At 46.2% G+C, this 25,438-nt stretch carries 24 protein-coding genes; 13 read left to right on the top strand and 11 right to left on the bottom strand.

The features are described 5' to 3' along the window. Positions 1-50: 50 nt before the first annotated feature. From thiL to OCV50_RS11035, 3 genes are all read left to right on the top strand, one after another. A complete protein-coding gene (gene thiL, locus OCV50_RS11045; protein WP_261903061.1) occupies positions 51-1,028 on the top strand; it encodes a thiamine-phosphate kinase in 978 nt (325 codons plus the stop codon). Continuing rightward, a complete protein-coding gene (pgpA, locus tag OCV50_RS11040) occupies positions 1,025-1,531 on the top strand; it encodes a phosphatidylglycerophosphatase A (RefSeq protein WP_239841085.1) in 507 nt (168 codons plus the stop codon). Before thiL ends, pgpA begins: the two co-directional genes overlap by 4 nt. A gap of 83 nt (positions 1,532-1,614) precedes the next feature. After that, complete coding sequence (locus OCV50_RS11035) at positions 1,615-1,965, top strand: putative quinol monooxygenase (protein ID WP_261903060.1); 351 nt, start codon at positions 1,615-1,617, stop codon at positions 1,963-1,965. An 82-nt stretch (positions 1,966-2,047) separates the two neighbouring features. On the opposite strand, the gene dxs is transcribed toward OCV50_RS11035, so the two are convergent. Genes dxs through xseB form a run of 3 tightly spaced genes read right to left on the bottom strand, consistent with a single transcriptional unit; the run spans position 2,048 to position 5,100 of the window. Continuing rightward, positions 2,048-3,931: a 1-deoxy-D-xylulose-5-phosphate synthase gene (gene dxs / locus OCV50_RS11030; protein ID WP_261903059.1), complete on the bottom strand. Its 1,884-nt coding sequence runs from the start codon at positions 3,929-3,931 to the stop codon at positions 2,048-2,050. A gap of 21 nt (positions 3,932-3,952) precedes the next feature. Then, the gene (ispA, locus tag OCV50_RS11025) at positions 3,953-4,837 is read right to left on the bottom strand and encodes a (2E,6E)-farnesyl diphosphate synthase (protein WP_261903058.1); all 885 of its coding nucleotides are present in this window, start codon (positions 4,835-4,837) and stop codon (positions 3,953-3,955) included. Positions 4,838-4,857: 20 nt separating this feature from the next. Continuing rightward, positions 4,858-5,100 (bottom strand): exodeoxyribonuclease VII small subunit, encoded by a 243-nt coding sequence (gene xseB / locus OCV50_RS11020; RefSeq protein WP_032551645.1) that lies wholly within the window; start codon positions 5,098-5,100, stop codon positions 4,858-4,860. A 317-nt stretch (positions 5,101-5,417) separates the two neighbouring features. On the opposite strand from xseB, the gene pomA reads away from it, so the two are divergent. The 3 genes from pomA to thiI all read left to right on the top strand — a co-directional run bounded on the left by pomA (position 5,418) and on the right by thiI (position 8,885). After that, entirely contained in the window at positions 5,418-6,182 is a 765-nt protein-coding gene (pomA, locus tag OCV50_RS11015) for a flagellar motor protein PomA (protein WP_032551647.1), read from the top strand. An 11-nt stretch (positions 6,183-6,193) separates the two neighbouring features. After that, on the top strand, positions 6,194-7,141 hold the full coding sequence (locus OCV50_RS11010) for a flagellar motor protein MotB (RefSeq protein ID WP_239841081.1): 948 nt from the start codon (positions 6,194-6,196) through the stop codon (positions 7,139-7,141). A gap of 295 nt (positions 7,142-7,436) precedes the next feature. Further along, the gene (gene thiI / locus OCV50_RS11005; RefSeq protein ID WP_239841080.1) at positions 7,437-8,885 is read left to right on the top strand and encodes a tRNA uracil 4-sulfurtransferase ThiI; all 1,449 of its coding nucleotides are present in this window, start codon (positions 7,437-7,439) and stop codon (positions 8,883-8,885) included. Between the two features lie 86 nt (positions 8,886-8,971). Here thiI and OCV50_RS11000 read toward each other — a convergent pair whose 3' ends face one another. Next, positions 8,972-9,649 (bottom strand): glutathione S-transferase family protein, encoded by a 678-nt coding sequence (locus OCV50_RS11000; RefSeq protein WP_261903057.1) that lies wholly within the window; start codon positions 9,647-9,649, stop codon positions 8,972-8,974. A 478-nt stretch (positions 9,650-10,127) separates the two neighbouring features. On the opposite strand from OCV50_RS11000, the gene OCV50_RS10995 reads away from it, so the two are divergent. The 4 genes from OCV50_RS10995 to rlmM are packed head-to-tail and all read left to right on the top strand — an operon-like array spanning position 10,128 to position 13,131. After that, positions 10,128-11,036, top strand: coding sequence for a transcriptional regulator GcvA (locus OCV50_RS10995; protein ID WP_239841078.1), 909 nt, complete (start codon positions 10,128-10,130; stop codon positions 11,034-11,036). After that, the gene (locus tag OCV50_RS10990; RefSeq protein WP_261903056.1) at positions 11,029-11,655 is read left to right on the top strand and encodes an alpha/beta fold hydrolase; all 627 of its coding nucleotides are present in this window, start codon (positions 11,029-11,031) and stop codon (positions 11,653-11,655) included. Before OCV50_RS10995 ends, OCV50_RS10990 begins: the two co-directional genes overlap by 8 nt. Next, a complete protein-coding gene (locus tag OCV50_RS10985) occupies positions 11,645-12,043 on the top strand; it encodes a DUF423 domain-containing protein (protein WP_261903055.1) in 399 nt (132 codons plus the stop codon). The genes OCV50_RS10990 and OCV50_RS10985 overlap by 11 nt, the downstream gene beginning before the upstream one ends. Then, positions 12,040-13,131 (top strand): 23S rRNA (cytidine(2498)-2'-O)-methyltransferase RlmM, encoded by a 1,092-nt coding sequence (gene rlmM / locus OCV50_RS10980; RefSeq protein ID WP_239841075.1) that lies wholly within the window; start codon positions 12,040-12,042, stop codon positions 13,129-13,131. The genes OCV50_RS10985 and rlmM overlap by 4 nt, the downstream gene beginning before the upstream one ends. A 96-nt stretch (positions 13,132-13,227) precedes the next feature. On the opposite strand, the gene OCV50_RS10975 is transcribed toward rlmM, so the two are convergent. The 6 genes from OCV50_RS10975 to queF all read right to left on the bottom strand — a co-directional run bounded on the left by OCV50_RS10975 (position 13,228) and on the right by queF (position 21,514). Next, the gene (locus tag OCV50_RS10975) at positions 13,228-13,989 is read right to left on the bottom strand and encodes a DNA/RNA non-specific endonuclease (RefSeq protein WP_261903054.1); all 762 of its coding nucleotides are present in this window, start codon (positions 13,987-13,989) and stop codon (positions 13,228-13,230) included. Positions 13,990-14,150: 161 nt separating this feature from the next. Beyond that, complete coding sequence (xni, locus tag OCV50_RS10970) at positions 14,151-14,927, bottom strand: flap endonuclease Xni (protein ID WP_261903053.1); 777 nt, start codon at positions 14,925-14,927, stop codon at positions 14,151-14,153. Between the two features lie 97 nt (positions 14,928-15,024). Next, positions 15,025-16,392, bottom strand: coding sequence for a nucleotide 5'-monophosphate nucleosidase PpnN (gene ppnN, locus OCV50_RS10965; protein ID WP_239841072.1), 1,368 nt, complete (start codon positions 16,390-16,392; stop codon positions 15,025-15,027). Positions 16,393-16,653: 261 nt separating this feature from the next. Then, on the bottom strand, positions 16,654-18,219 hold the full coding sequence (locus tag OCV50_RS10960) for a GGDEF domain-containing protein (RefSeq protein WP_239841291.1): 1,566 nt from the start codon (positions 18,217-18,219) through the stop codon (positions 16,654-16,656). A gap of 118 nt (positions 18,220-18,337) precedes the next feature. Next, on the bottom strand, positions 18,338-20,596 hold the full coding sequence (locus OCV50_RS10955) for a tetratricopeptide repeat protein (RefSeq protein ID WP_239841071.1): 2,259 nt from the start codon (positions 20,594-20,596) through the stop codon (positions 18,338-18,340). A 72-nt stretch (positions 20,597-20,668) separates the two neighbouring features. Continuing rightward, on the bottom strand, positions 20,669-21,514 hold the full coding sequence (gene queF / locus OCV50_RS10950) for an NADPH-dependent 7-cyano-7-deazaguanine reductase QueF (protein WP_239841070.1): 846 nt from the start codon (positions 21,512-21,514) through the stop codon (positions 20,669-20,671). Positions 21,515-21,645: 131 nt separating this feature from the next. On the opposite strand from queF, the gene syd reads away from it, so the two are divergent. From syd to OCV50_RS10935, 3 genes are all read left to right on the top strand, one after another. Next, the gene (gene syd, locus OCV50_RS10945; RefSeq protein WP_239841069.1) at positions 21,646-22,191 is read left to right on the top strand and encodes a SecY-interacting protein; all 546 of its coding nucleotides are present in this window, start codon (positions 21,646-21,648) and stop codon (positions 22,189-22,191) included. A gap of 1 nt (position 22,192) precedes the next feature. Further along, positions 22,193-22,969 carry a Zn-ribbon-containing protein gene (locus tag OCV50_RS10940; protein WP_261903052.1) on the top strand — a complete coding sequence of 259 codons (777 nt, stop codon included), beginning with the start codon at positions 22,193-22,195 and terminating at the stop codon, positions 22,967-22,969. Between the two features lie 358 nt (positions 22,970-23,327). Further along, positions 23,328-24,530, top strand: a complete 1,203-nt coding sequence (locus tag OCV50_RS10935) for a carbohydrate porin (RefSeq protein ID WP_261903051.1) — start codon at positions 23,328-23,330, stop codon at positions 24,528-24,530. Between the two features lie 92 nt (positions 24,531-24,622). Here the strand turns inward: OCV50_RS10935 and metQ are convergent, their stop codons facing one another. Further along, the gene (metQ, locus tag OCV50_RS10930) at positions 24,623-25,432 is read right to left on the bottom strand and encodes a methionine ABC transporter substrate-binding lipoprotein MetQ (RefSeq protein WP_239841066.1); all 810 of its coding nucleotides are present in this window, start codon (positions 25,430-25,432) and stop codon (positions 24,623-24,625) included. Positions 25,433-25,438 lie beyond the last annotated feature (6 nt).

The following is a 25,438-nucleotide window of genomic DNA, read 5'->3' as shown; positions in this document are numbered from 1 at the left end:
AATATGCTGGCCTTTTTTGTAACTGATGACGGTAAAAGAAAGGTAATCACATGTCTGGTGAGTTCAACCTGATTGATAAATACTTCGTAAACCGACAACCTCAGCGTAAGGATGTACACCTCGCTGCCGGTGATGACTGTGCTCTAGTCAAGCCACCAAGCAATGTAGAGATCGCTATTAGCACCGACACCCTAGTCGCAGGTACTCATTTTCTAGCTGAAGCTAATCCAGCTTGGGTGGCGCATAAGGCACTAGCATCAAACATCAGTGACCTTGCTGCTATGGGGGCAACACCGGCGTGGGTCTCTTTTGCGTTGACCATGCCAGAGGTCGATGAAGCGTGGCTAGCGCCATTCTGTGACTCTTTTTTCAAACTTGCAGATTACTTTGGTATCCAACTCATCGGTGGTGATACGACGAAGGGGCCACTGAGCCTGACACTGACGGTACAAGGCTTTGTGCCGGAAGGTAAAGCGCTACGCAGAGACGGTGCGAAAGTCGGGGATTGGATTTACGTGACCGGTAATCTAGGCGATAGCAAGGCTGGCCTAGAGGTGTTGTTAAACCCAGAAGAGAATCAAGCGAAACCTTATGCTAAGGAACTTGAAGAAAGACACTACATCAGCGCTCCTCGCGTACTAGCTGGTCAGGCACTCGTGAACCTTGCTTCATCCGCCATTGATATCTCAGATGGTGTCATTGCTGACCTTAAACATATCCTTAAGCGTTCTGAAGTTGGCGCAAGCATTGATGTGAGTGCATTGCCTATCTCTCAAGAGTTACGTCAGTTCACGCCTGATATTGCGGCTGCACAACACTATGCACTGACGAGTGGTGAAGAGTATGAGCTGTGCTTTACTGTACCAGAAGAAAATAAAGGCTCACTAGAAAGTGCTTTGTCACACACTGGAACAAAAGTCACCTGCATTGGTCAGATAAGACCTGTAGAATTCTTCGAATTACATAACAACGGTCAACCACTAAGTTGGGACTTAAGTGGATACGATCACTTTAAGGTAAACGGATGACAAACCCTCTTTCTCTCATTTCGCTAAAGAACCCTTGGCATTTACTCGCTACTGGATTTGGTAGCGGACTCTCACCCGTCGTGCCGGGCACCATGGGCACATTAGCCTCGATTCCACTCTACCTGTTGTTGGTTCAATTGCCGTTTCCAATGTATGTAGTTGCGGTGATCCTTAGCTGTATCATCGGTGTGAAAATCTGTCAGGTGACGTCTGACGATATGGGCGTGCACGATCATGGCTCAATTGTCTGGGATGAGTTTGCAGGCTTTTGGATCACCATGGGCCTAGTGCCTTTATTACAGATCCCAACCGATGAATGGAAGTGGCTACTGACAGGCTTTGTGCTGTTTCGCTTTTTTGACATGGTGAAGCCGTGGCCGATCGGTTGGCTAGACAAACGCATTCATGGCGGCTTAGGCATCATGATTGATGATATCGTCGCGGGCGTAATGGCTGGTATTGCGCTTTACGCTGTGGGCCACTTCGCGGGTTGGCTAGCATAAACAGTTCATAGTGCTCTAACATGCTTGTATTGGGTTGGAGCGTCTTAGTTGGTTAGTAACACAATAGAAAACAAGGAATAACAATGTCTAAGAAGGTTTATTGTATTGCTCAGTTTCAGCCAAAAGAGGGCAAACTGAACGAGCTATTTGAAGTATTAAAAGCGCTTGAGCCAAACACAATGCGTGAAGATGGTTGCATTCAATACACAGTGACTCGTCACTTACCAAGCCCATTCGCTGAAGGTGAGAGTTACCCAATCGCATTTAATGAGATCTGGGCGGACAATGAAGCGTTTGAAGCGCACTGCCAACGCCGTGAGATCCAAGCGTTCTTCCAAGAGCAGTGTGTAGAAGAGACAGGCTTAGTTGAAAAGTTTAATGTGTGCATCTACACCGATGAACCAGAGAACTACGACGCGCCAGTGCTTAAGTAAGCTTATCGTTGGCTGTAGATTACTGGTAATAAAAAAGGTTGACCATACGGTCAACCTTTTTAGTATCTAGAGCAATGCTTTCTTATTTAGCAAGGTAGTCGTTGATTGCTTTTTCGATGCCTTTCGCATCTAGGCCAAGCTCTTCATGCAGTTCACCTTGTGTACCTTGAGCAATGAACTTGTCTGGTAAGCCAAGGTTCAATACTGGCATTGGCAGTTTCTCTTGCATCAAGAATTCAACTACACCTGCACCAGCACCGCCTGCAATCGCATTCTCTTCAATGGTCACCAGGACGTCGTGGTCAGCAGCCAGTTGCTTGATTAGCGTCTCATCAAGCGGCTTCACAAAGCGCATGTCAGCAACGGTTGCATCGATACCGTCAGCAGCTTGAAGCGCATTTTCTAGGAAAGTACCAAAGCTTAGGATAGCAACCTTAGCGCCATCTTTTGCTTTTGAGCTTTCGCGAATGATGCGGCCTTTACCAATCTCAAGTGCAGTGAATTCATTTTGGATTTCTGTGCCCATACCATTACCACGTGGGTAGCGAACGGCACTTGGACCATTATGTTTGTGGCCGGTGTAAAGCATTTGGCGACATTCGTTCTCATCGCTTGGTGCCATGATCACCATGTTTGGAATACAACGCATAAAGCTTAAGTCGAACGCACCTTGGTGTGTCTGACCATCGGCACCAACAAGACCTGCACGGTCAATGGCAAACATGACCGGCAAATCCATGATAGCGACATCGTGGATCAGTTGGTCGTAGCCACGCTGCAGGAAGGTTGAGTAAATCGCTACAATCGGGTTGTTACCCGCAATCGCCATACCTGTTGCTAGCGTCACAGCGTGCTGTTCAGCGATAGCTACATCGAAGTACTGTTCTGGGTACTCTTTCGAGAAACGAACCATACCAGAGCCTTCACGCATCGCAGGTGTAATCGCCATCAGCTTAGGATCTTGCGCGGCCATATCACACAGGAAGTCACCGAAGATCTTAGAGAAGGTCGGCTTAGCACTGGTGCTCTTTGGTAGGCTAGAGTGCGCAGGATCAAATTTAGGTACGCCGTGGTAGCCGATTGGATCTTTCTCTGCTGGTTCGTAACCTTTGCCTTTCTTGGTCATGATGTGCAAGAACTGAGGGCCTTTTAGGTCTCTCATGTTCTTAAGCGTTTTAATCAGCTCGTTGACATCATGGCCATCAATTGGACCAATATAGTTAAAGCCAAGCTCTTCAAACATGGTACCTGGAATAACCATGCCCTTGAGATGTTCTTCAGTACGACGCACCAGCTCTTTAATCGGCGGAACGCCAGATAGCACTTTCTTGCCACCTTCACGAATTGACGTGTAAAGATTGCCAGAAAGAACCTGAGCTAAGTGGTTGTTCAATGCGCCCACGTTTTCAGAGATCGACATTTCGTTATCGTTAAGGATAACCAGCATATCGTTGTGTACGTCACCTGCGTGGTTCATCGCTTCAAATGCCATACCTGCGGTAATCGCACCATCACCAATCACGCTAACGACTTTACGATCTTTGCCTTCTTTTTTAGCACTGATTGCCATACCAAGTGCGGCACTGATAGATGTCGATGAGTGACCGACTGAAAGCGTGTCGTATTCGCTCTCTTCACGCCATGGGAAAGGGTGTAAGCCGTCTTTCTGGCGGATAGTTGATAGGCGATCACGTCGGCCAGTTAGAATCTTATGTGGGTAAGCCTGATGGCCCACATCCCAAACTAACTGATCGAAAGGTGTGTTGTATACATAGTGTAAAGCAACCGTTAGTTCCACCGTACCTAGGCCTGAAGCCAAGTGTCCGCTTGACTGGCTCACTGAGTTCAAGAGGTAGGTACGTAGCTCGTCACAGAGCTGTGGAAGCGTCTCTTTCGGTAAAAGACGCAAATCCTCTGGCTTGTCAGCCAAAGCAAGAGTTGGGTACTTTGAAATATCAAGAGTCATAGGTAATGCGCGCTTATAGTCTTAGTTCTTGCGCTCGATGACATATCGGGCGAACTCTTCGAGTAACTGGGTATTGTATGGGATTGCGTCTAAAGCTTGAAGCGCTTCGTTCAATAGAGTTTGAGCTTTTTCTTGAGCGCCGTCCAATCCTAACAAAGAAGGGTAGGTGCTTTTGTTCAGTTCTTCATCAGAACCTTGTGGTTTACCAAGCGTCTCTGTATCACTAATGATATCTAGAATGTCGTCTTGAACCTGAAACGCTAATCCAATCGCATCGGCAAATTTATCAAGTTGCGGCAGAACCTCGAAGGCTTTCTCACCCGCTGCCAATGCGCCCAAACGGATTGCACTCTTCATAAGAGCGCCTGTTTTGTTACGGTGAATCTCTTCCAGTTCTTCAAGCGTTACTGCTCGATTTTCCGCTTCGATATCAAGCGCTTGACCGATACACATACCTTGAGCACCAGAGGCTTCAGCTAGGCGTTGAATCATACGTACGCGGTTACTCTCTCCGGCAGCACTTAATGTGCCTTCCGCAAGTATAGTAAAGGCCAGCGTTTGTAGAGCGTCGCCGGTTAAAATTGCTGTAGCTTCATCGTATTTGATGTGGCATGTCTGATGACCACGACGCAGTTCATCATCGTCCATGGCAGGAAGATCATCATGAATGAGTGAGTAAGCGTGGATACATTCAATCGCTGAAGCTGGCGTGTCGAGCTCTTCAGCGCTACAGCCAAGCATTTCCCCTGTGATGTAGACAAGAAATGGACGTGCGCGTTTTCCACCTAGCAGTAAGCCATAACGCATAGCCTTGATGAGGTTTTGGTTTTGATGTGGAAGGCGGTCAAGCCATTGGTTTAACTGCTCGTTATTACGTGCTTGATAAGACGTTAAAGTCTCAATCATAGGGGATCTCATACTATTATTTATTCTGGTTGTGGGTTGAAGTCACTTAGCTCTGCATCTTCGTCGTTTTGAAGAAGAATACTCACGCGCTGTTCTGCGTCGTTAAGTTTGCTTTGACCTGCACGAGCTAGTGCAATTCCACGCTCGAATTTCTTCAGCGCATCATCTAAAGCTAGATCACCATTTTCAAGTTGATCAACCAAGCCATCAAGCTCTTCAATTGCTGCTTCAAAGCTCATATTTTCCGGTTTCTTAGTAGCCATAATAGTTCTGCGTTTGGAAAGATGAACGAACGTTACCCTAGGGCGTAGAGATGGTCAAATGTAACCAATAAAATTTGCTAGAAAGTTTGTTTTATCGGGCGCTTGGCAGCCATATCTGTATGACTCAATAAGTGTCGAGTTGGAGAAGACCTATTTACGATGGGCTTACTTGCCGTGCGCAGTTATTCATAAGTCTTAATGTCATTACGACTCAAAAGTGTGATACTTAGGCCAAGAATTTTCTAAAAGATCTTATAGTCTTGCCGATAAGAAGATTATTCTCGAGGTAGAACAAGAAAAAGCATGAGGAGTGCTCAGTGGATTTAGCAACCCTAATAGGTTTAATTGGTGGATTTGCCTTCGTGATCATGGCGATGATCTTGGGCGGAAGCCTTGGGATGTTCTATGACACGACTTCGATCTTGATCGTGGTTGGTGGTTCAACCTTTGTGGTCTTGATGAAGTTCACAATGGGCCAGTTCTTTGGTGCTGCAAAGATTGCAGGCAAAGCCTTTATGTTTAAAGCCGATGAACCAGAAGATCTGATCGCGAAAGTGGTTGAGATGGCAGATGCGGCACGTAAAGGTGGTTTTCTTGCACTGGAAGAGATGGAAATTAATAACAGCTTTATGCAGAAAGGCATCGACTTACTGGTTGATGGCCACGATGCCGACGTAGTAAGAGCGGCACTGCAAAAAGATATTGCTTTGACCGATGAGCGTCATGAGCAGGGCGGTAAGGTGTTCAGCGCCTTTGGTGATGTTGCCCCGGCGATGGGTATGATTGGTACGCTGGTTGGTCTGGTTGCGATGCTTTCGAACATGGATGATCCAAAAGCGATCGGTCCTGCGATGGCGGTAGCACTCTTAACCACACTATACGGTGCGATTCTTTCTAACATGGTGTTCTTCCCAATTGCTGACAAACTGGCACTGCGCCGCGAACAAGAAACGTTAAACCGCCGTCTAGTCATGGATGGTGTATTGGCGATTCAAGATGGTCAGAACCCACGTGTTATCGATGGCTACCTGAAGAACTACCTCAATGAGGGTAAACGTCTTCTAGATGGCGAAGCTGATTAAGGAGCTCGGTAATGGAAGAAGAAACTCCCTGTAAATGTCCGCCCCCCGGCTTACCTTTATGGATGGGTACCTTTGCTGACTTGATGTCGCTATTGATGTGTTTCTTCGTACTGCTGCTCTCTTTCTCTGAGATGGACGTACTGAAGTTTAAGCAGATCGCAGGCTCGATGAAGTTCGCCTTTGGTGTACAAAACCGATTAGAAGTAAAAGATATTCCAAAAGGTACCAGTATTATTGCTCAAGAGTTTCGTCCTGGACGCCCAGAGCCGACACCGATTGATGTGATCATGCAGCAAACCATCGATATTACTCAGCAAACGCTAGAGTTTCACGAGGGTGAGTCTGACAGAGCGGGCGGTACTAAGCGCGATCAAGGTAAACTCACTGGTGGTCAATCACCAGAGACTTCGACCCACAACAACCAGAACTCTGAGTCAGATAAGCAACAGCAGCAAGCTGAAGCGCAGTCTCAAGAGATGGAAACCTTGATGGAGAGCATCAAGAAAGCCTTGGAGCGTGAAATTGACCAAGGAGCGATTGAGGTCGAGAACTTGGGTCAGCAGATCGTGATTCGAATTCGTGAGAAAGGTGCGTTCCCAGAAGGGTCAGCGTTCTTACAGCCTAAATTCCGTCCATTGGTCAGACAGGTAGCTGAGTTGGTGAAAGATGTACCGGGTATTGTTCGTATCTCGGGACATACTGATAACCAACGCCTTGATTCTGAGCTTTACCGTTCAAATTGGGATCTCTCTTCTCAGCGTGCGGTGTCGGTTGCTCAAGAGATGGAGAAGGTAAGAGGTTTCTCTCATCAAAGGCTACGGGTACGAGGAATGGCAGATACTGAGCCTCTAGAGCCGAATGATACCGATTGGCAAAGAAGCCTCAACCGCCGTGTTGAGATCAGCATCATGCAGGGTGAACCTCTCTACAGTGATGAAGTTCCGGTCGTGACAGAATAGGTACACTTCAATATTAAAGCCCAAACCTAAAGCCCGAGTTATCGCGACTCGGGCTTTTTTGTGGGAAAAACTAAACCTTTTGCTGCGTTTGGCAGTACAGACTCTACGGGTGGAGTGCTTATTCCCTGTCGATGATAGGGTTAGGGCAAGCATTCTTTTCCTTGTATGACTTTCTCATGTATAATTCGCGCCCTTAGATTTAGATATGATCTATTCTTGCTTCAAGTGCTCGGTGAAATCTCTGTTTTTACTTAGCGCCGAGCCCCTTAAACTTGTTTAATGTTGTGAAAGTACTATGAAATTTATTGTTAAGCCCCATCCGGAAATTTTTGTAAAAAGTGAATCGGTGCGTAAGCGCTTCACAAGGATTCTAGAGTGCAACATTCGTAACGTAATCCAGCGTCGCTGTGAAAGCGTTGCGGTATTCAACCGTCGTGACCATATCGAAGTAACCTCTGAAAGTGATAAGTACTACCCAGAAGTACTTGAGATCCTGACACAAACACCAGGTATTCATCACTCTCTTGAAGTTCAACAGTCTGAATTCAAAGACCTGCACGACATCTTCGAGCAAGTGTTAGAGCGTAGCCGTGGCGACATTGAAGGTAAGAGCTTCTCTGTTCGCGCAAAGCGTCGTGGTAAGCACGAGTTTACTTCTATTGAGCTAGAGCGTTACGTTGGTGGCGGTCTTAACCAAGCGGTGGAATCAGCGCGCGTTAAGCTGAAAGATCCAGAAGTAACGGTAAAAGTTGAAATTGCTAACGATAAGCTTAACCAGATTATCGCTCGTCATAAGGGCCTAGGCGGTTTCCCTCTAGGTACGCAAGAAGACGTATTAAGCCTAATTTCTGGTGGCTTTGACTCAGGTGTTTCAAGTTACCTACACATCAAGCGTGGCTCTAAAGTACATTACTGTTTCTTTAACCTAGGTGGTCCTGCGCACGAAATTGGTGTTAAGCAAGTGGCTCACTACCTGTGGAACAAGTTTGGTTCTTCAGCAAAAGTGAAATTCATCTCTATCGACTTCGAACCAGTGGTTGCTGAGATCCTTGAAAACGTTGAAGACGGCCAAATGGGCGTTGTTCTTAAGCGTATGTTCATGCGTGCTGGTGGCATGGTGGCAGAGAAGTTCAAGATCGAAGCACTGGTTACTGGTGAAGCACTAGGTCAGGTTTCAAGCCAAACGCTGACTAACCTGCGTCATATCGATAACGTTACGGATACGCTGATCCTTCGCCCACTGATCAACTGGGATAAAGAAGACATCATCGACCTAGCGCGTAACATCGGTACTGAAGACTTCGCGAAAGTAATGCCTGAATACTGTGGTGTTATCTCTAAAAAGCCAACAGTGAAAGCGAAGAAGGGTAAACTAGAAGCGGAAGAAGCGAAGTTTAACTTTGACGTTCTGGAGCAAGTGATCGAGAACGCTCGCGTGATGGACATTCGTGACATCGAGAAAGAGAGCCAAGAGCAAGCACCAGAAGTTGAACAGGTTCAAGCTGTTGCTGAACACGCAATCGTGCTGGATATTCGTAGCCCAGATGAGGAAGACGAAAACCCACTAGAGATCGATGGCGTTGACGTTAAGCATCTGCCTTTCTACAAGCTAGCAACGCAGTTTGGTGATCTTGACCAGAGCAAAGAGTACCTACTGTACTGTGATCGTGGCGTGATGAGCCGTCTGCAAGCACTTTACTTGCAAGAGCAGGGTTTCGCTAACGTAAAAGTGTACCGCCCATAGGTCACTAACTACGCATGCCTTAAAAGCCGCTTTATACAGCGGCTTTTTTATTGGCTTGAGAAAGCTCTGCCTCTAAGTTCTGAGTATTAAGCCTTAGGGTAGTTCTGCGGGAATAGTGCTCTCGCTGCCTCTTCATCAATCGTCGCTTTAAAATCGATACCACTCTCGATCTCACGTGCTTTTGCTACGGCTGGGCGAGCATTGACCAGTTCAAACCAGCGCTTTAGGTTTGGATAGTCATTAAGTGCATCTTCACCCAGCACGAATGGCGCTTTGTCTATCCAGCCCCACGCCGCCATATCGACGATAGTGTACTCTTCACCCACCATGTAAGTTTTGTCGGCAAGATGGTTGTCGAGCACCTCATAGTGTCGCTGTGCTTCACGACGGTAACGGTTTTTGGCATAAGGCAGATCTTCAGGTGCTGCTTTATTGAAATGAACCGATTGACCAGAGAAAGGTCCCAATCCAGAGGCGATAAACATCAACCAAGAGAGTAGCTCTCCACGGGTTTGTGGTTGGCCAGCAAACAGCCCTGTCTTTTCTGACAGATAAAGGAGGATCGCATTGGAGTCAAAAATACGGGTGCCGTCATCCTCAATCGCTGGCGTCTTGCCATTGGGATTGACTAGACGAAACTCCGGAGTGTGCTGTTCACCTTTAAGCGTATCAACAGGAACCAATTCGTAGGCTAGACCTGTTTCTGCAAGATAGAGCGCAACTTTCATTGGGTTTGGGGTGCGGTGGAAGTAGAACTTAATCATCAGTGAACTCCTAGTTCATTATTTATGGTCGGCACATCCGTGCTTGTGCATTGACTATAATTCAACCTGAACGGTCGTTCAAATTAAATTTGTAAAATTCTAGTTAAGTGAGGTTGATTCCAAGACTTTGAATAAGGTGAGCTATTGATAAACTTGTTGTTATTTGGGGGCAGATAAAAAAACACCGCCATAAAGGCGGTGTAAAGAAATTTGACAGACAGGTCAAAATAAATACAGGAAGTAGATGCCTCGTTTTAGGGGATAACTAAAACAAAACATTTGGTAGAACTCTACCCAACTCGAAAAGTACGAGTTTGCAAACACAACATCGCAGTGACTAAGCCAATTGATTCAGAGAGAATCAAGCCGTTCAGGCTAGTGACTGCGGAACGAAATATAGAATTTCTCTAGCCGCTAAGCAATGGACAAATTATAATGTTTCAGATAAAAAAAACTAATGTCATTTTAGAGAGTAACTATGTCTCGTCGATTACCCCCACTAAACTCCTTACGAGTGTTTGAAGCTGCGGCTAGACACTTGAGTTTTACGCGCGCTGCAGAAGAGTTGTTCGTTACTCAAGCTGCGGTGAGTCACCAAATAAAATCGTTGGAAGAGTTCCTATCCCTGAAACTCTTTCGCCGCAGGAATCGCTCTTTGCTGCTTACCGAAGAGGGGCAGAGCTATTTCTTAGACATTAAGGATATCTTTACATCGCTTGCTGAGGCGACCGACAAGGTGCTAGAGCGCAGTGAGAAGGGGGCATTAACGATCAGCCTGCCGCCAAGCTTCGCCATTCAGTGGCTGGTGCCTCGCTTAGCTGACTTTAATCAACAAGAGCCTGATATTGATGTTCGAATCAAAGCCGTCGATATGGATGAGGGCTCACTGACTGATGATGTGGATGTCGCGATTTATTATGGGCGAGGCAATTGGCCAGGGCTGAGAGCAGACAAGCTGTATCAAGAATATTTGATTCCACTGTGTTCACCTTCAGTGTTACTGGGGACAAAGCCATTAGAATCTCTAAAAGATTTAGCATGCCATACGCTATTACATGATACCTCTCGTAAAGACTGGAAACAGTTCGCAAAACAGAATGGTATCGATGGTGTTAACGTCAACCATGGTCCTATCTTCAGTCACTCGACCATGGTGCTGCAAGCGGCGGCTCACGGCCAAGGCATTGCTTTAGGTAACAACGTATTAGCGCAGCCTGAAATTGAAGCTGGGCGTCTGATTGCACCGTTTGATGAGGTCCTAATCAGCAAAAATGCCTTCTATGTAGTGTGTCATGACAAACAAGCGGATATGGGGCGTATTGCCACTTTCCGTGATTGGATGCTTGCTAAAGCGCAGAGTGAGCAAGAGGAATTGCTCGATGAATAATTGGCTTATTGATGGTGAAGAGCATAGCCAGTACAACTTTGTGTTTGCTCACGGTGCGGGTGCAGGTATGGACCATGAGTTCATGCAGTCAGTTGCCAAGGGACTTGCGTTTAAGGGCATTCGAGTGATTCGATTTAACTTCCCATATATGATCAAACGCGCTGAAGATGGTAAGCGTCGACCGCCGGATCGTGCGCCTAAGTTATTAGAAGCCTACCAAGAGGTAATTGAACAGGTTGATGCCCAAAGATTGGTCATCGGCGGTAAATCAATGGGCGGACGCATGGCGAGTCACCTATCCGAACATGAGAAAGTTGTCGGTGTGGCTTGTTTAGGCTTTCCTTTCCACCCACCGGGTAAACCCGACAAGTATAAAGGTGAGCACTTAGCCGAGCTTAGCAAGCCTTGTCTTATTCTACAGGGAGAGCGTGATACTTTTGGCAAGTGGGAAGAGTTCCCTGCGTTTGATCTCTCCGATTCGGTCTCTGTCGAGTTTATCCCGGATGGTGACCACAGCTTTAAGCCGCGTAAGAGCTCAGGACACACCGAGCAGCAGAACATTGCACTAGCGGTCGAGAAACTGGCTAAGTTCATTAAAGGAGCTATCGATGAGAAGTAAGGGATTGCTTACCTTTGCGGGCGCATCTGGTGCCATCGCGGTGATGCTTGGGGCATTTGCAGCGCACGGACTTAAGGCTCAACTAGCACCTTATCTATTGGGGGTGTTCGAAACCGGTGTCTTGTATCAGTTCATCCATACCTTTGCGATCGTGGCATGTGCCATCATGCTGCAGCTGAAACTTGGTGCTAAATCACAAAAATATTTTTTCATTGCGGCAATTTGCTTTATCATCGGCATCCTTTGTTTTAGTGGCAGCCTCTATGCGCTGGCACTGACAGGAATTAAATGGTTTGGTCCAATAACACCGTTAGGTGGACTACTATTTATCATTGGTTGGGGAGTCTTCTCCTTCGCTGCTTTGAATATAAAAGAGGTAACTCAGTGAAACACGTACTACTTTATTGTCGCTCTGGTTTTGAAAAAGAATGTGCTGGCGAAATTCAAGACAAAGCAACACAACTGGAAGTGTTTGGTTTTCCTCGCTTAAAAAACAATACTGGCTTTGTATTGTTTGAGTGTTATCAAGATGGCGAAGCGGATCGTTTGATCAAAGAAATTGATTTCCAATCGCTGATCTTTGCTCGTCAAATGATCGCGGTTGCAGCAGAAATTAAAGATCTGCCAAAAGATGATCGCATCTCTCCAATCCTTGATGAGCTGGCAGACAAAGACGGTTTCCCACGTTGCGGCGACATTCGTATAGAAACGCCAGACACCAATGAAGCGAAAGAGCTACTGAAGTTCTGTCGTAAGTTTACCGTGCCGATGCGTCAAGCGATGCGTGGTAAAGGCCTGATGACGGCAAAAGACAACCCGAAGAAACCAGTACTTCATCTGTGCTTCATCGCACCGGGTCACTGCTTTGTGGGTTACTCGTACCCGAACAACAATTCCCAGTTCTTCATGGGTATTCCACGCCTTAAGTTCCCAGCCGATGCGCCAAGCCGTTCGACGCTAAAGCTTGAGGAAGCGTTCCATGTATTCATTCCACGTGAAGAGTGGGATGAGCGTCTTGCTCCGGGTATGTGGGGCGTAGATTTGGGAGCATGTCCTGGCGGTTGGACTTACCAATTGGTGAAGCGTTCGATGTTCGTTCACTGTGTTGATAATGGCATGATGGCGGATAGCCTAATGGAAACGGGACAAATCAAGCACCACATGGTGGATGGCTTTAAATTTGAACCAGACCGTAAGAACGTTACTTGGATCATCTGTGACATGGTTGAAAAGCCAGCGCGCGTTGCTCACCTGATGGGTGAGTGGATCATTAAAGGTTGGGCGAAAGAAGCACTGTTCAACCTGAAGCTGCCAATGAAAGGTCGCTACGACGAGGTTCTACAAGATATTGAGAACCTGAAGCAGTTCCTAATCGAGAATAAAGTGAAGTTCAAGATGCAGGCGAAGCACTTGTACCACGATCGCGAAGAGATCACGGTACATATTCAGTCACTTTCAAATATCTCTCCGCACTAATCGAATTCGATAGCTATGTTGAAAAAAATGCTCCTAAGTAGGAGCATTTTTTATTTATCGACCATCGGTTTAACTACTGATGACCATAATTTGTGCCTACTCTGGTGTTGGCCACATTTCCCATAGCATCGCTTCCATTGAGTTTTCAATGTCATCATTGGTATTAGAGAAGAAGTCTAAGTTGGTGCGTTCTTCTACGTCATCAATGGTAGTGACAAAGTCGACAAGTTCACTGCCTGATACGTCTCGGTGAGGTACGATAAACGCGATGGCATCGTTGTAATATGGGTCCAAAACAACTTTGTAAAACGCACTAGGAATGACAACGCCATCTCCAATAGACGCTTCGTTACCCTCATAAATAGGACCCGTCACCACATATAACTCGTGATACTCGTTAGCGAGGTCTCTTACGTGCTCCTCTAACAATCGCCACCCGACACGGTTAAAGCCTGGGAGCTGCGGAGACATGTTGCTTAACAAGAAACTCTCTTGCATCGATTCTTGACTGAAATCCATCGCTGCGGATGGTGCAAGATGGCCGCGATCGTATCCTGATTTGGAGTAGTCACTTAATGTGGATTGCGCATACTCAGGTAGCTCAGCATCAACCTTGAAGTTATTGCTGCGCTTGAATTGCGCATTAACGCTTTCTTTCGTGACATGATACGCCACCCAATCCGCATTCTTAGTTTGATAATTGTAGCCGACCGCATACCCTGTACGGCACAGCACCTGATCGCTGTTGTTAGAAGGCATGCCTTTTACAAGGTGTTCTCCACATGTTTCCGATGCGGAACTAAAAGGGGCGACATGCAGCAAGAGGGTGGTGAGTGAAAGTAGTAATATTTTTTTCATTGTGTTTCTCCTTATTGGAGCAATGAAAATAAATATTTATATCAACAAGACTGTGACGGCGATTAAAAGTTAATCAATACTTGGTAAGGTATTGATTAACTTTATTAAAATCCTGTGAATGTAAAGGAGAACACAACAGGTTTGATTAACATCTAATGAGGTTAATCAGAGCTGTTGTTGAAGCGAAGATCTTGAAGGTTAAAGCCCAGTTCAATATCGGTTTTTAGTGCGGAAACCTGTTTACATACACGTGCTGACTCAATGTGCTCATCGAATTTCTTGCGATACTTTTTCGGCAGATCCTCGGCTTGGTATGCTGTTTCGATATCTGGGTAGGTGGTTAAGATCTCCTTGGCTGCCTTAGGGCCTACTCCAGGAATCCCTGGCACTTGGCTAGAGCTCACTCCGGTGAGTCCCCAATAATCCGCCAGTTGGCTCGGCTTAACCCCAAATTCGGCCTCAATAAATGGCGTGTCTAACCAACGATGCTGGAAATAGTCACGGATTTGTAGAGTAGGAGAGAGCAGCTGACAGTAGCCTTTATCGGTTGAGATAATGGTGACCTTCTGCCCGTGGTCCGCGACTTTTTTGGCAAGTGTTGCTACCAAATCATCCGCTTCATCGCCATCCGAAAGTAGAGAGTCAATTCCGAGATCCCACCATGCTTGTTGAATAGCATCTAATCCAGCCATTAACGGCTCAGGCATCGGTTTACGGTTCTCTTTGTAGGTCGGTAGAATGTCAGCACGCCAGCCACGATCTTGTAGGTGGTGATCAAAGACCGCAATGATATGGCTTGGCTGCGCCTCTTTAATGATCTTATTCAGAGTTCGCGTAGTTGTGGTGATGGTTCTTGCAATATCGTTTGGATCCGGCTGAGCAGAGTGAACGCGGCGGATGAGGTTGAGGGCATCGATAATAACAAGATGGATAGACATAAGTTTCCAATAACTAAGCAATAAATAAAGGGGCGGTATCATTCGCCCCTTATAGTAACGTATCGCTTACGCAGTTGAAATGCTCTCAGCGGGATGCTCAGTCGTTGTTTTGCGCAATTTTATAACACGGAACGTAATCGGTACCGCCTGGTAGCTTCATACGGTGCTGGTGGACGAAGTCGTTGAGCAGTCTGTCCATTTTGGCCATCAGATCTTTGTCACCATCAATGATGAATGGGCCGTGCTTTTCAATCTCCAAGATACCTTCTGCTTTAACATTACCAGCGACAATACCTGAGAAGGCTTTACGTAAGTTCGCCGCAAGGCTCTCTGTTTTTTGGTCCATATGGAGATCGAGTGCTGCCATTGATTCATGGGTTGGGTCGAACGGCAGTTGGAACTCAGGCTCAATGTGTAGTGACCAGTTGTAGCTGTATGCGTCACCGGTCTCTTTACGGTGAGAACGCACATCTGGCATCGCCTGCTTCATAATTTTTGCCGCGCGTGCAGGGTCATCAATCACGATTTCATAGTGTTTTTGTGCATCAGGCCCTAATGTTTCACCAATGAACTTATCAATTGAGCGGAAGTACTCTTCACTCTCTTTTGAGCCAGTTAGAACAATCGGCATTGGTTGGTCAGCATTGTTAGGATGCATCATGATACCGAGAATGTAGAGCAGCTCTTCTGCGGTGCCTGGACCGCCCGGGAAGATAATGATGCCATGTGCCATACGAACAAACGCTTCAAGACGCTTTTCGATATCAGGCATGATCACCAACTCATTTACGATTGGGTTTGGTGGCTCAGCGGCGATAATTGAAGGCTCAGTGAGACCAAGGTAGCGGTGTTCTGTGTAGCGCTGCTTCGCATGACCGATGGCAGCACCTTTCATTGGCCCCTCCATCGCGCCTGGGCCACAACCAGTACAGATATTGAGTTCACGTAGGCCTAATTCATTACCTACCTCACGGGTGTATTGGTACTCATTGGCATTAATCGAGTGACCACCCCAACAGACAATCAGGTTCGGCTCGATGCCCGGCGTTAAGGCTCCAGCATTTCGCAAGATACCAAACACCAAATTAGTAATGTGAGTCGCGTTAGTGAGGTTGAGTCTTTGGTTGTCGGCAAGGTGCATGTTGACGTAAACAATGTCACGCAATACCGAGAACAGATGTTCTTGAATACCCTTGATGATTTCACCATCGACAAAGGCATGCTCAGGCGGGTTGTGGAGTTCGAGCTTAATACCACGCTCACGCCTTACCACCTCGACATCAAAAGAGAGGTATTTATCCAGCAGCTCTTTTGAGTTGTCGGTGTGGCTGCCAGAGTTGAGTACCGCGAGGGTACAGTTACGATACAGTTGGTAAAGATCACTGGATGCGGTTTTCTTAAGGCGCTCAACTTCGAGTTGAGAGAGTAAATCCATGCTACCGGCAGGACTGATATGAGTGATCATAGTGCCTCCTTGTTGAATAAGAGTTGGGGAGACAAGATGCGACGTCACCCTCAAACTCGGGAGTAGTGAAGCAAGGCATGCAACGCCAGAGGGCGTTAGTGATAATCGGATTATTCTATGCCTTGCTAAATGTTCTTGGCACAGGCTTGATCGCCAGAAAGGCTTGTTAAGCAAATGTTAACCATTAGCTTAGCAAATATTTTCCTAATTGGTATGTGATAAGTATTTGAAAAAGAGAAATAATTTCTCGGGGGAGTTCGATTATTGCCAAATGAGTTGGTTGGTGCCGCGCTGTTTTGCTTTATTTAGGATGCGATTTAGACGCTCAAGCACTTCTTCAGGCGTATCGGATTCGCTGAATTGAGTACTCGCTGCACATAGAGTAATAGTGATCTGTTGATCGCGGAACTTAAACGGCAATCGGCTTACTTGTGTCTGAATACTCTGAATCACTTGATGGCAGTACTCATCGTTCTGTTCTGGCAGTAGCAAAACAAACTCTTCACCAGAAAAACGCGCCACGGTGTCAGTCTTAGACAGCTCTTTGGTCATGGTACGAGCAATGATCTTAAGCGCTTTATCACCGGCGGTGTAACCGAAGCTATCGTTAATCGCTTTGAAGTTATCGATATCGAGAAGTACAACACGTAATGAGTGCTGAGCTCGAATCCAACGGCGGTACTCTAACTCTAGGCGATCGGTAAATGCAGTGCGGTTGTAGACCTTAGTCAGTGGGTCGAGCAACATACGCTGAGCCTGATCTTCGAGGCGTCTGCGGTAGTCTTGCGTCACTTCATACAGCGAATCAAGCTGAGTTTTACCATAGCTCATGCGATCGATAAGCGCCTGCTCTTTTTGTTCAGCGTGACTAAGCCTTTCAGAGAGCGAGGCGATTTCGTTAAGCAGTGGAGTGATTGACTGTTTCAGTACATGAATATCGGTGGCTTGCTCTACCGATTTCTGGCTTTTACCTACTAAGTTGCCCAGCTCGTTGTTGAGGCTCTGACGGTGTTCGAAGTAGGTTTGGCTCTGGTCACTGTTTTGGTCAGCGGTTTTGATGCTGGCAGAAAGTGAGGCGTTGAGCTGTTCAATAAACTGTTCTGACTTCTTGCGTTCTAGGTTCGTTCCTTCAATCACCAGTTTTAACACTTGTAGTGTCAGTTCAAACAGGTTTTCCGTTGTCACACCGAGAAGCAGTTTTGCGCGGATATCAATTAACAAGTCACCAGATTCACCCTCGAAATCGAGTTCAGTGATTAGGTGTTGTAATTCAGTTGAAAGGTCAGAGAGTACAGTCTGCTCTGGGGAGCAATCGGCGTCGGAAAAATGAGAACGGGAATTGGTTGCCATGATTTTCACGGCACGCTCATAGATGCTGAGCAGCTTCATTGCATGGTCGATTTTCTGACTGCCATTGCCTTCAGAAAAGCTCAGTAGATTGCGCAGGTCACGTTTAATCTGAGCCGGTAGCCCCGTCACGCGCTGCAGTGTTTCACCACTGTGCTTGATGCTTTCGTCTAGATATCCGTTCTGTTTTTCCATAGCCACCGTTTTTTGTTTTAGCATGCGCTCCAAAACAGCCAACTTTGGAATCATTGAGCTGACGTCTTTCTGTTGTTGCAGCGCTTCCCTAAGGGCAATCAAGTTTTCATCAAGATGGTCGTTGGTGCCGACACAAGCATCGCTTAAAGATGTGACAATACGCTTAAGGACCTTTTGTTCACGTATGAACTTGAACGAGGTGTCTCTCTGATTCAGACGCGCCTGATCTAACTGTGTTTTCAGTTGATGCAGCTGAGCCTGTATGTCTTGTTCGAGAATGCCCATAGGTCGATAAATTAGTGCCACATAGATCGATGACGATCGCTTTGATGAAATGCCAATCTATCGATAATAACAAAACTAAAAATAAGGTCACTGTTTCAAGCGATTAACCGCTCGCAAATTACTCATCTTTTAGCATTTTTTTGATATTGTCCTCATTCTGATAAGAGGATTGTATTTTTATTAACCCTTGATTAATAGCGACTTTACACGCTTCTCTTATGTTACCAGTTGCAAGGCTAGCCGCTGGAGCGTTGTCGATGGCCTTCAAATATACCCACTGACTGCTGCGCTCTTTGAGACTCACTTCACGTGCGATATTGGTCGACATCAGCAGCACATCGAGCAGCTCTTGGTCGTTAATCGCGGTATAAGCGCGTGGCAAGAATGGATAATCGGCGATACCAACGCGAATCGTGCGATTGATGTTACGTTCAGGCTCGAAATCCGAGATCCAGGATTGTATTTTACGGAACATCGCTTCTGGAGAAGCATCGCGGTCTGAATTTGGCTCGATGTAGAGTAGGTTTGCATCGGAGAAGTGATAGATACGTGATGGCCCATCAAGCTTGGTTTTTAGGTACTCCCCAAACGCATCTTCTAGCTCAAGACCCGCTTTATAACCATTCTGCGTATACATGTTACGTAGGAATGGCAGGTCAATCATCACAAAACGCAGGCGGTCGTTCAACGGCTCATGAATAAGTTCACCGAGCTGCCACTGTTCGAAAGTCTGACTAGTTTGCTCAAGCGAGTTAGACAGCTTGGCATTAAGCATTCTTAGGTTTGGTAGCTTAGAGCGAGAGTGAGTAAAGAGGTCGGTACTTAGGCGATCATTCTCTCTTGCTTGGCTTTGAATGATGTAGCCACGGCGTAATACAAAGAAGAACAAGATGATACTGAATAGGAACAGCGCAAAAGAGATCTTCTGGAATTTGCGGTGTTCTTCTTTGTACAGTTCTAGCTCCTCTGCTTGTCCTGCGTAGTGCAAGGTACGTTCAGCAAACTCTTTTTGCTGGCGGAACGCATCTTCACTGATTCGGTTGAGGTTCTGCTGCTCAAGTGAAATCAGCGAAGTGTATTGCTTAAGGTTCTCGAGTGCTTTTTGTGGCTGTTGTGCCTGCTCATAACCGAGAGAGAGTAAGTGGTACGAACGCTGCGACAAACGCATATTCTCGACCTGGCGAGAGATATCCAACGCACGTTGAGCATGTTTGATCACTTGCTCGCTGTCTTGAAGGTGGTAAGCAAGCCCTGCCGATAGGAGAGCAGCACGACCTTCAAGCTTGAGGTTGTCTGTGTACTCAAGCAGCTCCAGCGCTCGCGACAGGTATTGTTCTGCCAGTGGGTAGTTGTACAGGCGTAAGTAAGTCGCAGACAGGCTAAGGCGAATATCAATCACCTGATTAATGTCGCGGTCGGTACTCTCATGATCCAATACATTAAAGAAGTGGACTAAAGCTAAGTTGTACTTACCTTGGAAGTAGTACACATCGCCCATCTTTTTCAACACTTGAGCCAGAATTGGTGAGTTTTCAAAGTTGTCATAAAAGTCGGCAGCCTGAGAAAGATGCTCAACCGCTTTGTCTAACACTTGTCGTTCAAAAAAGAGCTGCGCCAATAAGCGGTTTACTTTAGCTAAACGAGCACTGAGGTTGCCTTCTACCGATTTCCAATAGCCGTAAAGTAGCTCAGATAGGGCGTGGTTGTACTCTTTGTGTGTTAGATAAAACTCACCCACTGCAATGTGGTAGTCGATGGTCACTTTTTCTGAGTAGCGTTGGTCGAGGAATTGCTTCGCTCGTTGGTAGAGACTTTCAGCTTCGTCGATCTGATTCTCGTATGAAGCGATTTCCGCCTTAAGCATGATCAATCGATAGGTAATGCCTTCGGTTAAACGCAAGGTTTGGCTGATTGACTGTAAGCTTCCCTCGATGGAAGCCAGTGTCTGTTTCGCTTCTGCTGACTTGCGATTGTTGAGCCACAATAAGCGAGTTTTTAAGATCTTAAGATCAAGCTCTAGGTATTGGAGCTTATAAGTCTTCGCCAGTTCACTTGCGGTTTCGATATGCTGAATGGCGGTGCGTGTATGCCCCAAGTTGAACTCTGCTTTAGCGAGGATCTTGTAGGCATCAATACTGCTATTTGGTGTACGAATGGAAGAGTCCGTCTCTTCGCGAGAAATAGCTGAAGGGCTTTTCTCGCTTTGATCCGACAGGACACGAAGCGTTAGGTAACTATTGGCCATCTGTTTGGCTCGGCTTGGTTCTATCTCAACCAAGTTATTGGCTTCATTAAGCAGAGCCGATGAGTATACCGAGGCGCTAACTGAAGCACTTAAGCTAACAAGGAGCAGGCCAATAAAAGTTAACCAACGCATTTTATTTTCCTTTAAGTCGAACTATGGATTCTGAGGCGAAACATAGAAATAGAGTCGAAATCTTCCAATGATTTACTGACGAGCCATACGCATGTTATGAGCAGGCTTATCCTGTTCTGTCGAGCGGTATGGGTTGATGTCTAGCCCACCGCGACGCGTGTAACGTGCGAAAACAGTCAGCTTTGTTGGTGCGCAGTATTTCATGATGTCAGTGAAGATGCGCTCAACACATTGTTCGTGAAACTCGTTATGCTCACGGAAAGAGACAAGATAGCGCAGCAGCGCCTCGCGATTGATTTTCGAACCTGTGTAGGCAATTTCAACGCTGCCCCAGTCTGGTTGGTTGGTGATCAGGCAGTTAGACTTTAGCAAATGGCTGTGCAAAGTCTCTTCAACATGCTCTTGCTCAGCTGCACCTTCTAGGATTGACGCTTCAAAATCGTAGCTGGTGATCTCAATATCCTGATCATCAATGCATTCACCTTGCATAGTAACAATCGGTTGATTGGTGTAATCAGTCACTTTGTTTACGTTGACCAGCACGGTTTCACCTGCACATGCAGACAAATCTTGAGTAAGGCGCTCGGTGACGGACTCCCAATCAGAGAAGCGAGTTTGGTTGTAGCTGTTTAGGTACAGCTTGAAAGATTTTGATTCAATTAAATTCGGACTTGTCGCCGGGATGAAAACTTCACCCACTGCCACCTGAGGCAAACCTTTGTCATTCAGCCATGACAGCTCATACATGGTCCAGATATCGTGGCCAATGAATGGCAGTTCGTCGCCTAAAGCGAGGTCATCACGATTCAAGCTACGAGGAACAGGCTGTAGTAGGCTGGCATCATATTGGTTAGCGTACTCAGTTTTTTGACCTAGGGTTAAACCCGCTAGCTCTTTAGCGTCAGAATATTTGCTCATACTTTCGTTTCAAATTCGATTAGAATGGGGGCGATTTTACTGAATCCCCATTACTGTGTCATTAGGTCATCGCTTAATCGACGAGGAAAGGTGCCCGATTCTATTTATTATTTTCGCTTTAGGAGATTTTCATGACTCAACGTGCCCAAGACGCACTACTTTCATTCAGTCAGCAGTATGTCGATGCTTGGCAGCAGCAACATCAATCTTTACCTCGTAGTGAAGAGCTAGCAGACCTCGTTTCTCCGTGCGTTGAAGAAAAGTTGTCGGGTGCTGTGTTATGGAAAAATTATCCACGTGAGCAACATGCAGACTTTACCAATGTTGAAAATGGTATTGAGTTATCACTGCACGAAGATATTAAGACATTCTACGGCGTGCAATACAGTGCTGATATGGATGCGACTTTTGATGGTAATCCGCTGACATTGCTACAAGTTTGGAGCGATGAAGACTTTGTACGCCTTCAAGAGAACATCCTGGGGCATTTAGTGACTCAGCGCCGCCTAAAGCTTAAGCCAACGGTATTTATTGCTGCAACAGACGCTGAGATGGACGTGATCTCTATCTGTAACCTGACAGGTAATGTCATTCTTGAGCGCCTTGGCACCAGCAATCGTGATGTACTTGCAGCGACGCTGGCTGAGTTTTTAGAGAAACTGGAACCGGCTGTTTAAGATGTACGTTGTAGAACTTCAATTCGAGTGTTTTGATAACACCACCATTAGCGCAGTCGACAAAGCAATCAATGGTCTGATGGATGCGCTACGCTATAACGGGCAAGTATTGGGTCGTGAGTTCCCAGTTGTAATGGGAGAGGGCGAATTCTTTGTTCGTGTTGTTTGTCCAGAGCAAGATAGCTTACACCCAAGAAACCATTCAGATTTCGTCAAAGTTTGCTTTAACCGCTTGTCTGAAGCGAGTCTATTAGCGCCAAAAATGCGCATGCTTGGCCGCGATCTGAACTCTGAAGAAGCGGCAGAAGATGAAAAGCCAAGTTGGCAGGTGCTTTACACCACTTATGTTCATACTTGCTCGCCACTTCGTAGCGGTGAAACCTTGCTGCCAATTCCACTTTACCGTAACCCGCCAACCTCAAATGGTGACCATAAAGCGGTGGTGAAATGGCAAACCGAGTGGCAAGCGTGCGATGAAATTCAGATGGCGGGTGGATGTCGTGCTGAGCATGCCGCGCTGCATGAAATTTGTGATGCTGACAGCGTGCTATTCAAGCGGGGTTGGGATCTACGAGGTCGTTTAGAGTACTTATCAAAAGTGCCGACTTACTATTATCAGTATCGAGTTGGCGGCAAGAGCCTTGCCGATGAGCAAGCTAGAAAGTGCCCGAAATGTGGTGGTGAGTGGCTGCTTGACGAACCGATCCACGATATTTTCCATTTCAAATGTGATGACTGCCGTATCGTTTCCAATATGTCATGGGATCATATCAAGTAGCGTTTTAACTTGATGTGTATGTAAGTAATCACTATCAATGATAGCGTTATTTTTAAAGCCCTTATGCTTAGGTGTAAGGGCTTTTTCTTTGTCTGATTTACTCTTTTTATGTTGATGTCTTAGTTGCATATGTGGCTCAGTATTTTTTCACCCAACCTTTCTTAGATCGCGCTGAAGTATTCATTTCAATAATCCAATCTGCATCAACTTTAGCTGTCACCAATAGTTATCTGGATCACAATAATCTATCTATTAACTTCCTTTTTATAATCTTCCCAATATAAATGGGATCGATCCCATGGGAATGTTCCCATTTATAAAATGATAGATTTAATCATTGATACAAAAGGAATGGATTATGAAACTGTTACCAATTGCCGCTGCCCTTACTTCTGTTTTAGTTACGCCCACTTTACTGGCGGAGACGGCACCATTGGAATTTAATGGCTACATGCGTGGCGGTGTCGGAATGAGCGACAACGGCGGCTCAAATAGCAAATGGGAAGTGAATAAAGTAGGTCGATTAGGTAACGAAAACGACCTGTACGGCGAGTTTGGTTTTAAGAAAGAGCTGTTCAACGATGAAGAGTCGACTTTCTTGATTGATTCGATGTTGGCTTACTGGGAAGGCCAAGATGAGAACGCGAAAGATCGAAATGTGGAAGTCGTTCAACTGAACATCCAAGCAACAGGTCTGTTCGACGATAAGGACATTACCATGTGGGCAGGTGAGCGTTACTACCAACGTCACGATGTGCACATCATCGATAATTACTACTGGGATGTGAGTGGTATTGGTGGCGGTGTTGAGCACATTAACCTTGGTCCTGGCAAGCTCTCGCTGGCTCTGATTCAAGACACTGTGACCGGTGATGTTGATGATGGCAAAGAGACAACAGCCATGATTGCCGATGTGCGTTATGCGGGTATTCCTCTTTGGAAAAATGCAGACTTAGAGCTTGGTGCTGACTTCAACTTTGGCAAAGAAAAGAAAGACCAATCTCTTGATGCTGATGATAGCGTGATGCTAACGGCAAGCCTAAACCAAAACTTACCAACGGGCTTCAACAAAACCATTTTACAAGTCGCGAACTCAGGTTATGCGCAACAGATGGCGACTTTTGGTACGGGTAGTGACTTGAAGCGTGATAAGAATAATAACAATGCTGAAGGCTTCCGCCTGATCAACTGGGGTGTCGTTTCCATTGGTGAAGACATCGAATTTGGTCATACAGTTCGTTATGCGTATGCTACCGATGTAGGTGCGAATAACACTACGGATGAGTCATTTAGCGCCGTTATTAGACCACTCTACAAGTGGGATGAGAAAATGCGTACCGTGCTAGAGCTTGGTGCCTTTGTTGAGAAGATTGATAACCAAGATGGTGCTGGTGGTAAGTTTACTGTGGCACAAGCTTGGGTGCCTAAAACTGGCTTCTGGGCGCGTCCTGAATTCCGAATCTTTGCGACTTACATCCATGATGCAGAGAATGACGATGCATTCGGTACAGGTGAGAACAGCGAAGTGAGCCTAGGTATGCAGGTGGAAGCTTGGTGGTAAACCGCGCGGTATAGCTTTTAACAATATAACGAATATCAAAAAGGGCTGACATGATGTCAGCCCTTCATTATTGGGTTAGCGAAAGGAGTGGATTACCAACCTTTTACTACGCCACCTTGGAAGATGTCAGATGCCGCGTTGTACACTTCTTCAGTTTGGTAAGCTTTCACGAAGTTTTGTACGTTTTCTGCGTTTAGGTTCTCTTCACGTGAAACGATTAGGTTTACGTATGGAGACTCTTTATCTTCAACGAAAACGCCATCTTTTTGTGGAGTTAGGTTGATAGAGCTTGCGTAAGTTGTGTTGATGATAGATAGCGCTACGTCGTCCAGTGAACGTGGAAGTTGTGCTGCGTCTAGCTCAACGATAGTTAGGTTCTTTGGGTTACCTACGATGTCACGAACGGTAGCAAGAAGGCCAACACCATCACGAAGTTCTAGTAGACCTTGTTGTTCAAGAAGCAGTAGAGAACGGCCTAGGTTCGTTGGGTCGTTTGGTACTGCGATGCGTGCACCGTCTTGAATTTCATCAACAGAAGTTACTTGCTTAGAGTAACCAGCAATCGGGTAAACAAACGTGTTGCCCGCGATAGTTAGTTTATAACCACGGTCAGCAACTTGCTGATCTAGGTATGGTTTGTGCTGGAATGCGTTGATATCGATTGAGCCATCATCCAGTGCTGCGTTTGGTGTCACGTAGTCTGTGAAAGTCACTAGCTCAACGTCTAGACCGAACTTCTCTTTTGCAACTTTAGCCGCGACTTCTGCTACTTGAGCTTCCGCACCTGCCATAACGCCGACTTTAACTTTTGATGTGTCGATCTCTTTTTCGCCACAACCAGATAGCACAAGCGCTGATGCCGCTGCTGCGATAGCAAGTAAACCTTTTAAGCTGAATTTCATAATAAT

Source organism: Vibrio fortis, assembly GCF_024347475.1.
In the GTDB taxonomy this organism is placed as follows: Bacteria; Pseudomonadota; Gammaproteobacteria; order Enterobacterales; family Vibrionaceae; genus Vibrio; species Vibrio fortis.
This window is presented reverse-complemented; position numbering and strand designations above follow the sequence as displayed.

Coding starts and splice junctions, on each gene's coding strand:
- thiL (WP_261903061.1), top strand. CDS start 51: ATGTCTGGTGAGTTCAACCTGATTGATAAATACTTCGTAAACCGACAA.
- pgpA (WP_239841085.1), top strand. CDS start 1,025: ATGACAAACCCTCTTTCTCTCATTTCGCTAAAGAACCCTTGGCATTTA.
- OCV50_RS11035 (WP_261903060.1), top strand. CDS start 1,615: ATGTCTAAGAAGGTTTATTGTATTGCTCAGTTTCAGCCAAAAGAGGGC.
- dxs (WP_261903059.1), bottom strand. CDS start 3,931: ATGACTCTTGATATTTCAAAGTACCCAACTCTTGCTTTGGCTGACAAG.
- ispA (WP_261903058.1), bottom strand. CDS start 4,837: ATGATTGAGACTTTAACGTCTTATCAAGCACGTAATAACGAGCAGTTA.
- xseB (WP_032551645.1), bottom strand. CDS start 5,100: ATGGCTACTAAGAAACCGGAAAATATGAGCTTTGAAGCAGCAATTGAA.
- OCV50_RS11010 (WP_239841081.1), top strand. CDS start 6,194: ATGGAAGAAGAAACTCCCTGTAAATGTCCGCCCCCCGGCTTACCTTTA.
- thiI (WP_239841080.1), top strand. CDS start 7,437: ATGAAATTTATTGTTAAGCCCCATCCGGAAATTTTTGTAAAAAGTGAA.
- OCV50_RS11000 (WP_261903057.1), bottom strand. CDS start 9,649: ATGATTAAGTTCTACTTCCACCGCACCCCAAACCCAATGAAAGTTGCG.
- OCV50_RS10995 (WP_239841078.1), top strand. CDS start 10,128: ATGTCTCGTCGATTACCCCCACTAAACTCCTTACGAGTGTTTGAAGCT.
- OCV50_RS10990 (WP_261903056.1), top strand. CDS start 11,029: ATGAATAATTGGCTTATTGATGGTGAAGAGCATAGCCAGTACAACTTT.
- OCV50_RS10985 (WP_261903055.1), top strand. CDS start 11,645: ATGAGAAGTAAGGGATTGCTTACCTTTGCGGGCGCATCTGGTGCCATC.
- OCV50_RS10975 (WP_261903054.1), bottom strand. CDS start 13,989: ATGAAAAAAATATTACTACTTTCACTCACCACCCTCTTGCTGCATGTC.
- xni (WP_261903053.1), bottom strand. CDS start 14,927: ATGTCTATCCATCTTGTTATTATCGATGCCCTCAACCTCATCCGCCGC.
- ppnN (WP_239841072.1), bottom strand. CDS start 16,392: ATGATCACTCATATCAGTCCTGCCGGTAGCATGGATTTACTCTCTCAA.
- OCV50_RS10960 (WP_239841291.1), bottom strand. CDS start 18,219: ATGGGCATTCTCGAACAAGACATACAGGCTCAGCTGCATCAACTGAAA.
- OCV50_RS10955 (WP_239841071.1), bottom strand. CDS start 20,596: ATGCGTTGGTTAACTTTTATTGGCCTGCTCCTTGTTAGCTTAAGTGCT.
- queF (WP_239841070.1), bottom strand. CDS start 21,514: ATGAGCAAATATTCTGACGCTAAAGAGCTAGCGGGTTTAACCCTAGGT.
- syd (WP_239841069.1), top strand. CDS start 21,646: ATGACTCAACGTGCCCAAGACGCACTACTTTCATTCAGTCAGCAGTAT.
- OCV50_RS10940 (WP_261903052.1), top strand. CDS start 22,193: ATGTACGTTGTAGAACTTCAATTCGAGTGTTTTGATAACACCACCATT.
- OCV50_RS10935 (WP_261903051.1), top strand. CDS start 23,328: ATGAAACTGTTACCAATTGCCGCTGCCCTTACTTCTGTTTTAGTTACG.
- metQ (WP_239841066.1), bottom strand. CDS start 25,432: ATGAAATTCAGCTTAAAAGGTTTACTTGCTATCGCAGCAGCGGCATCA.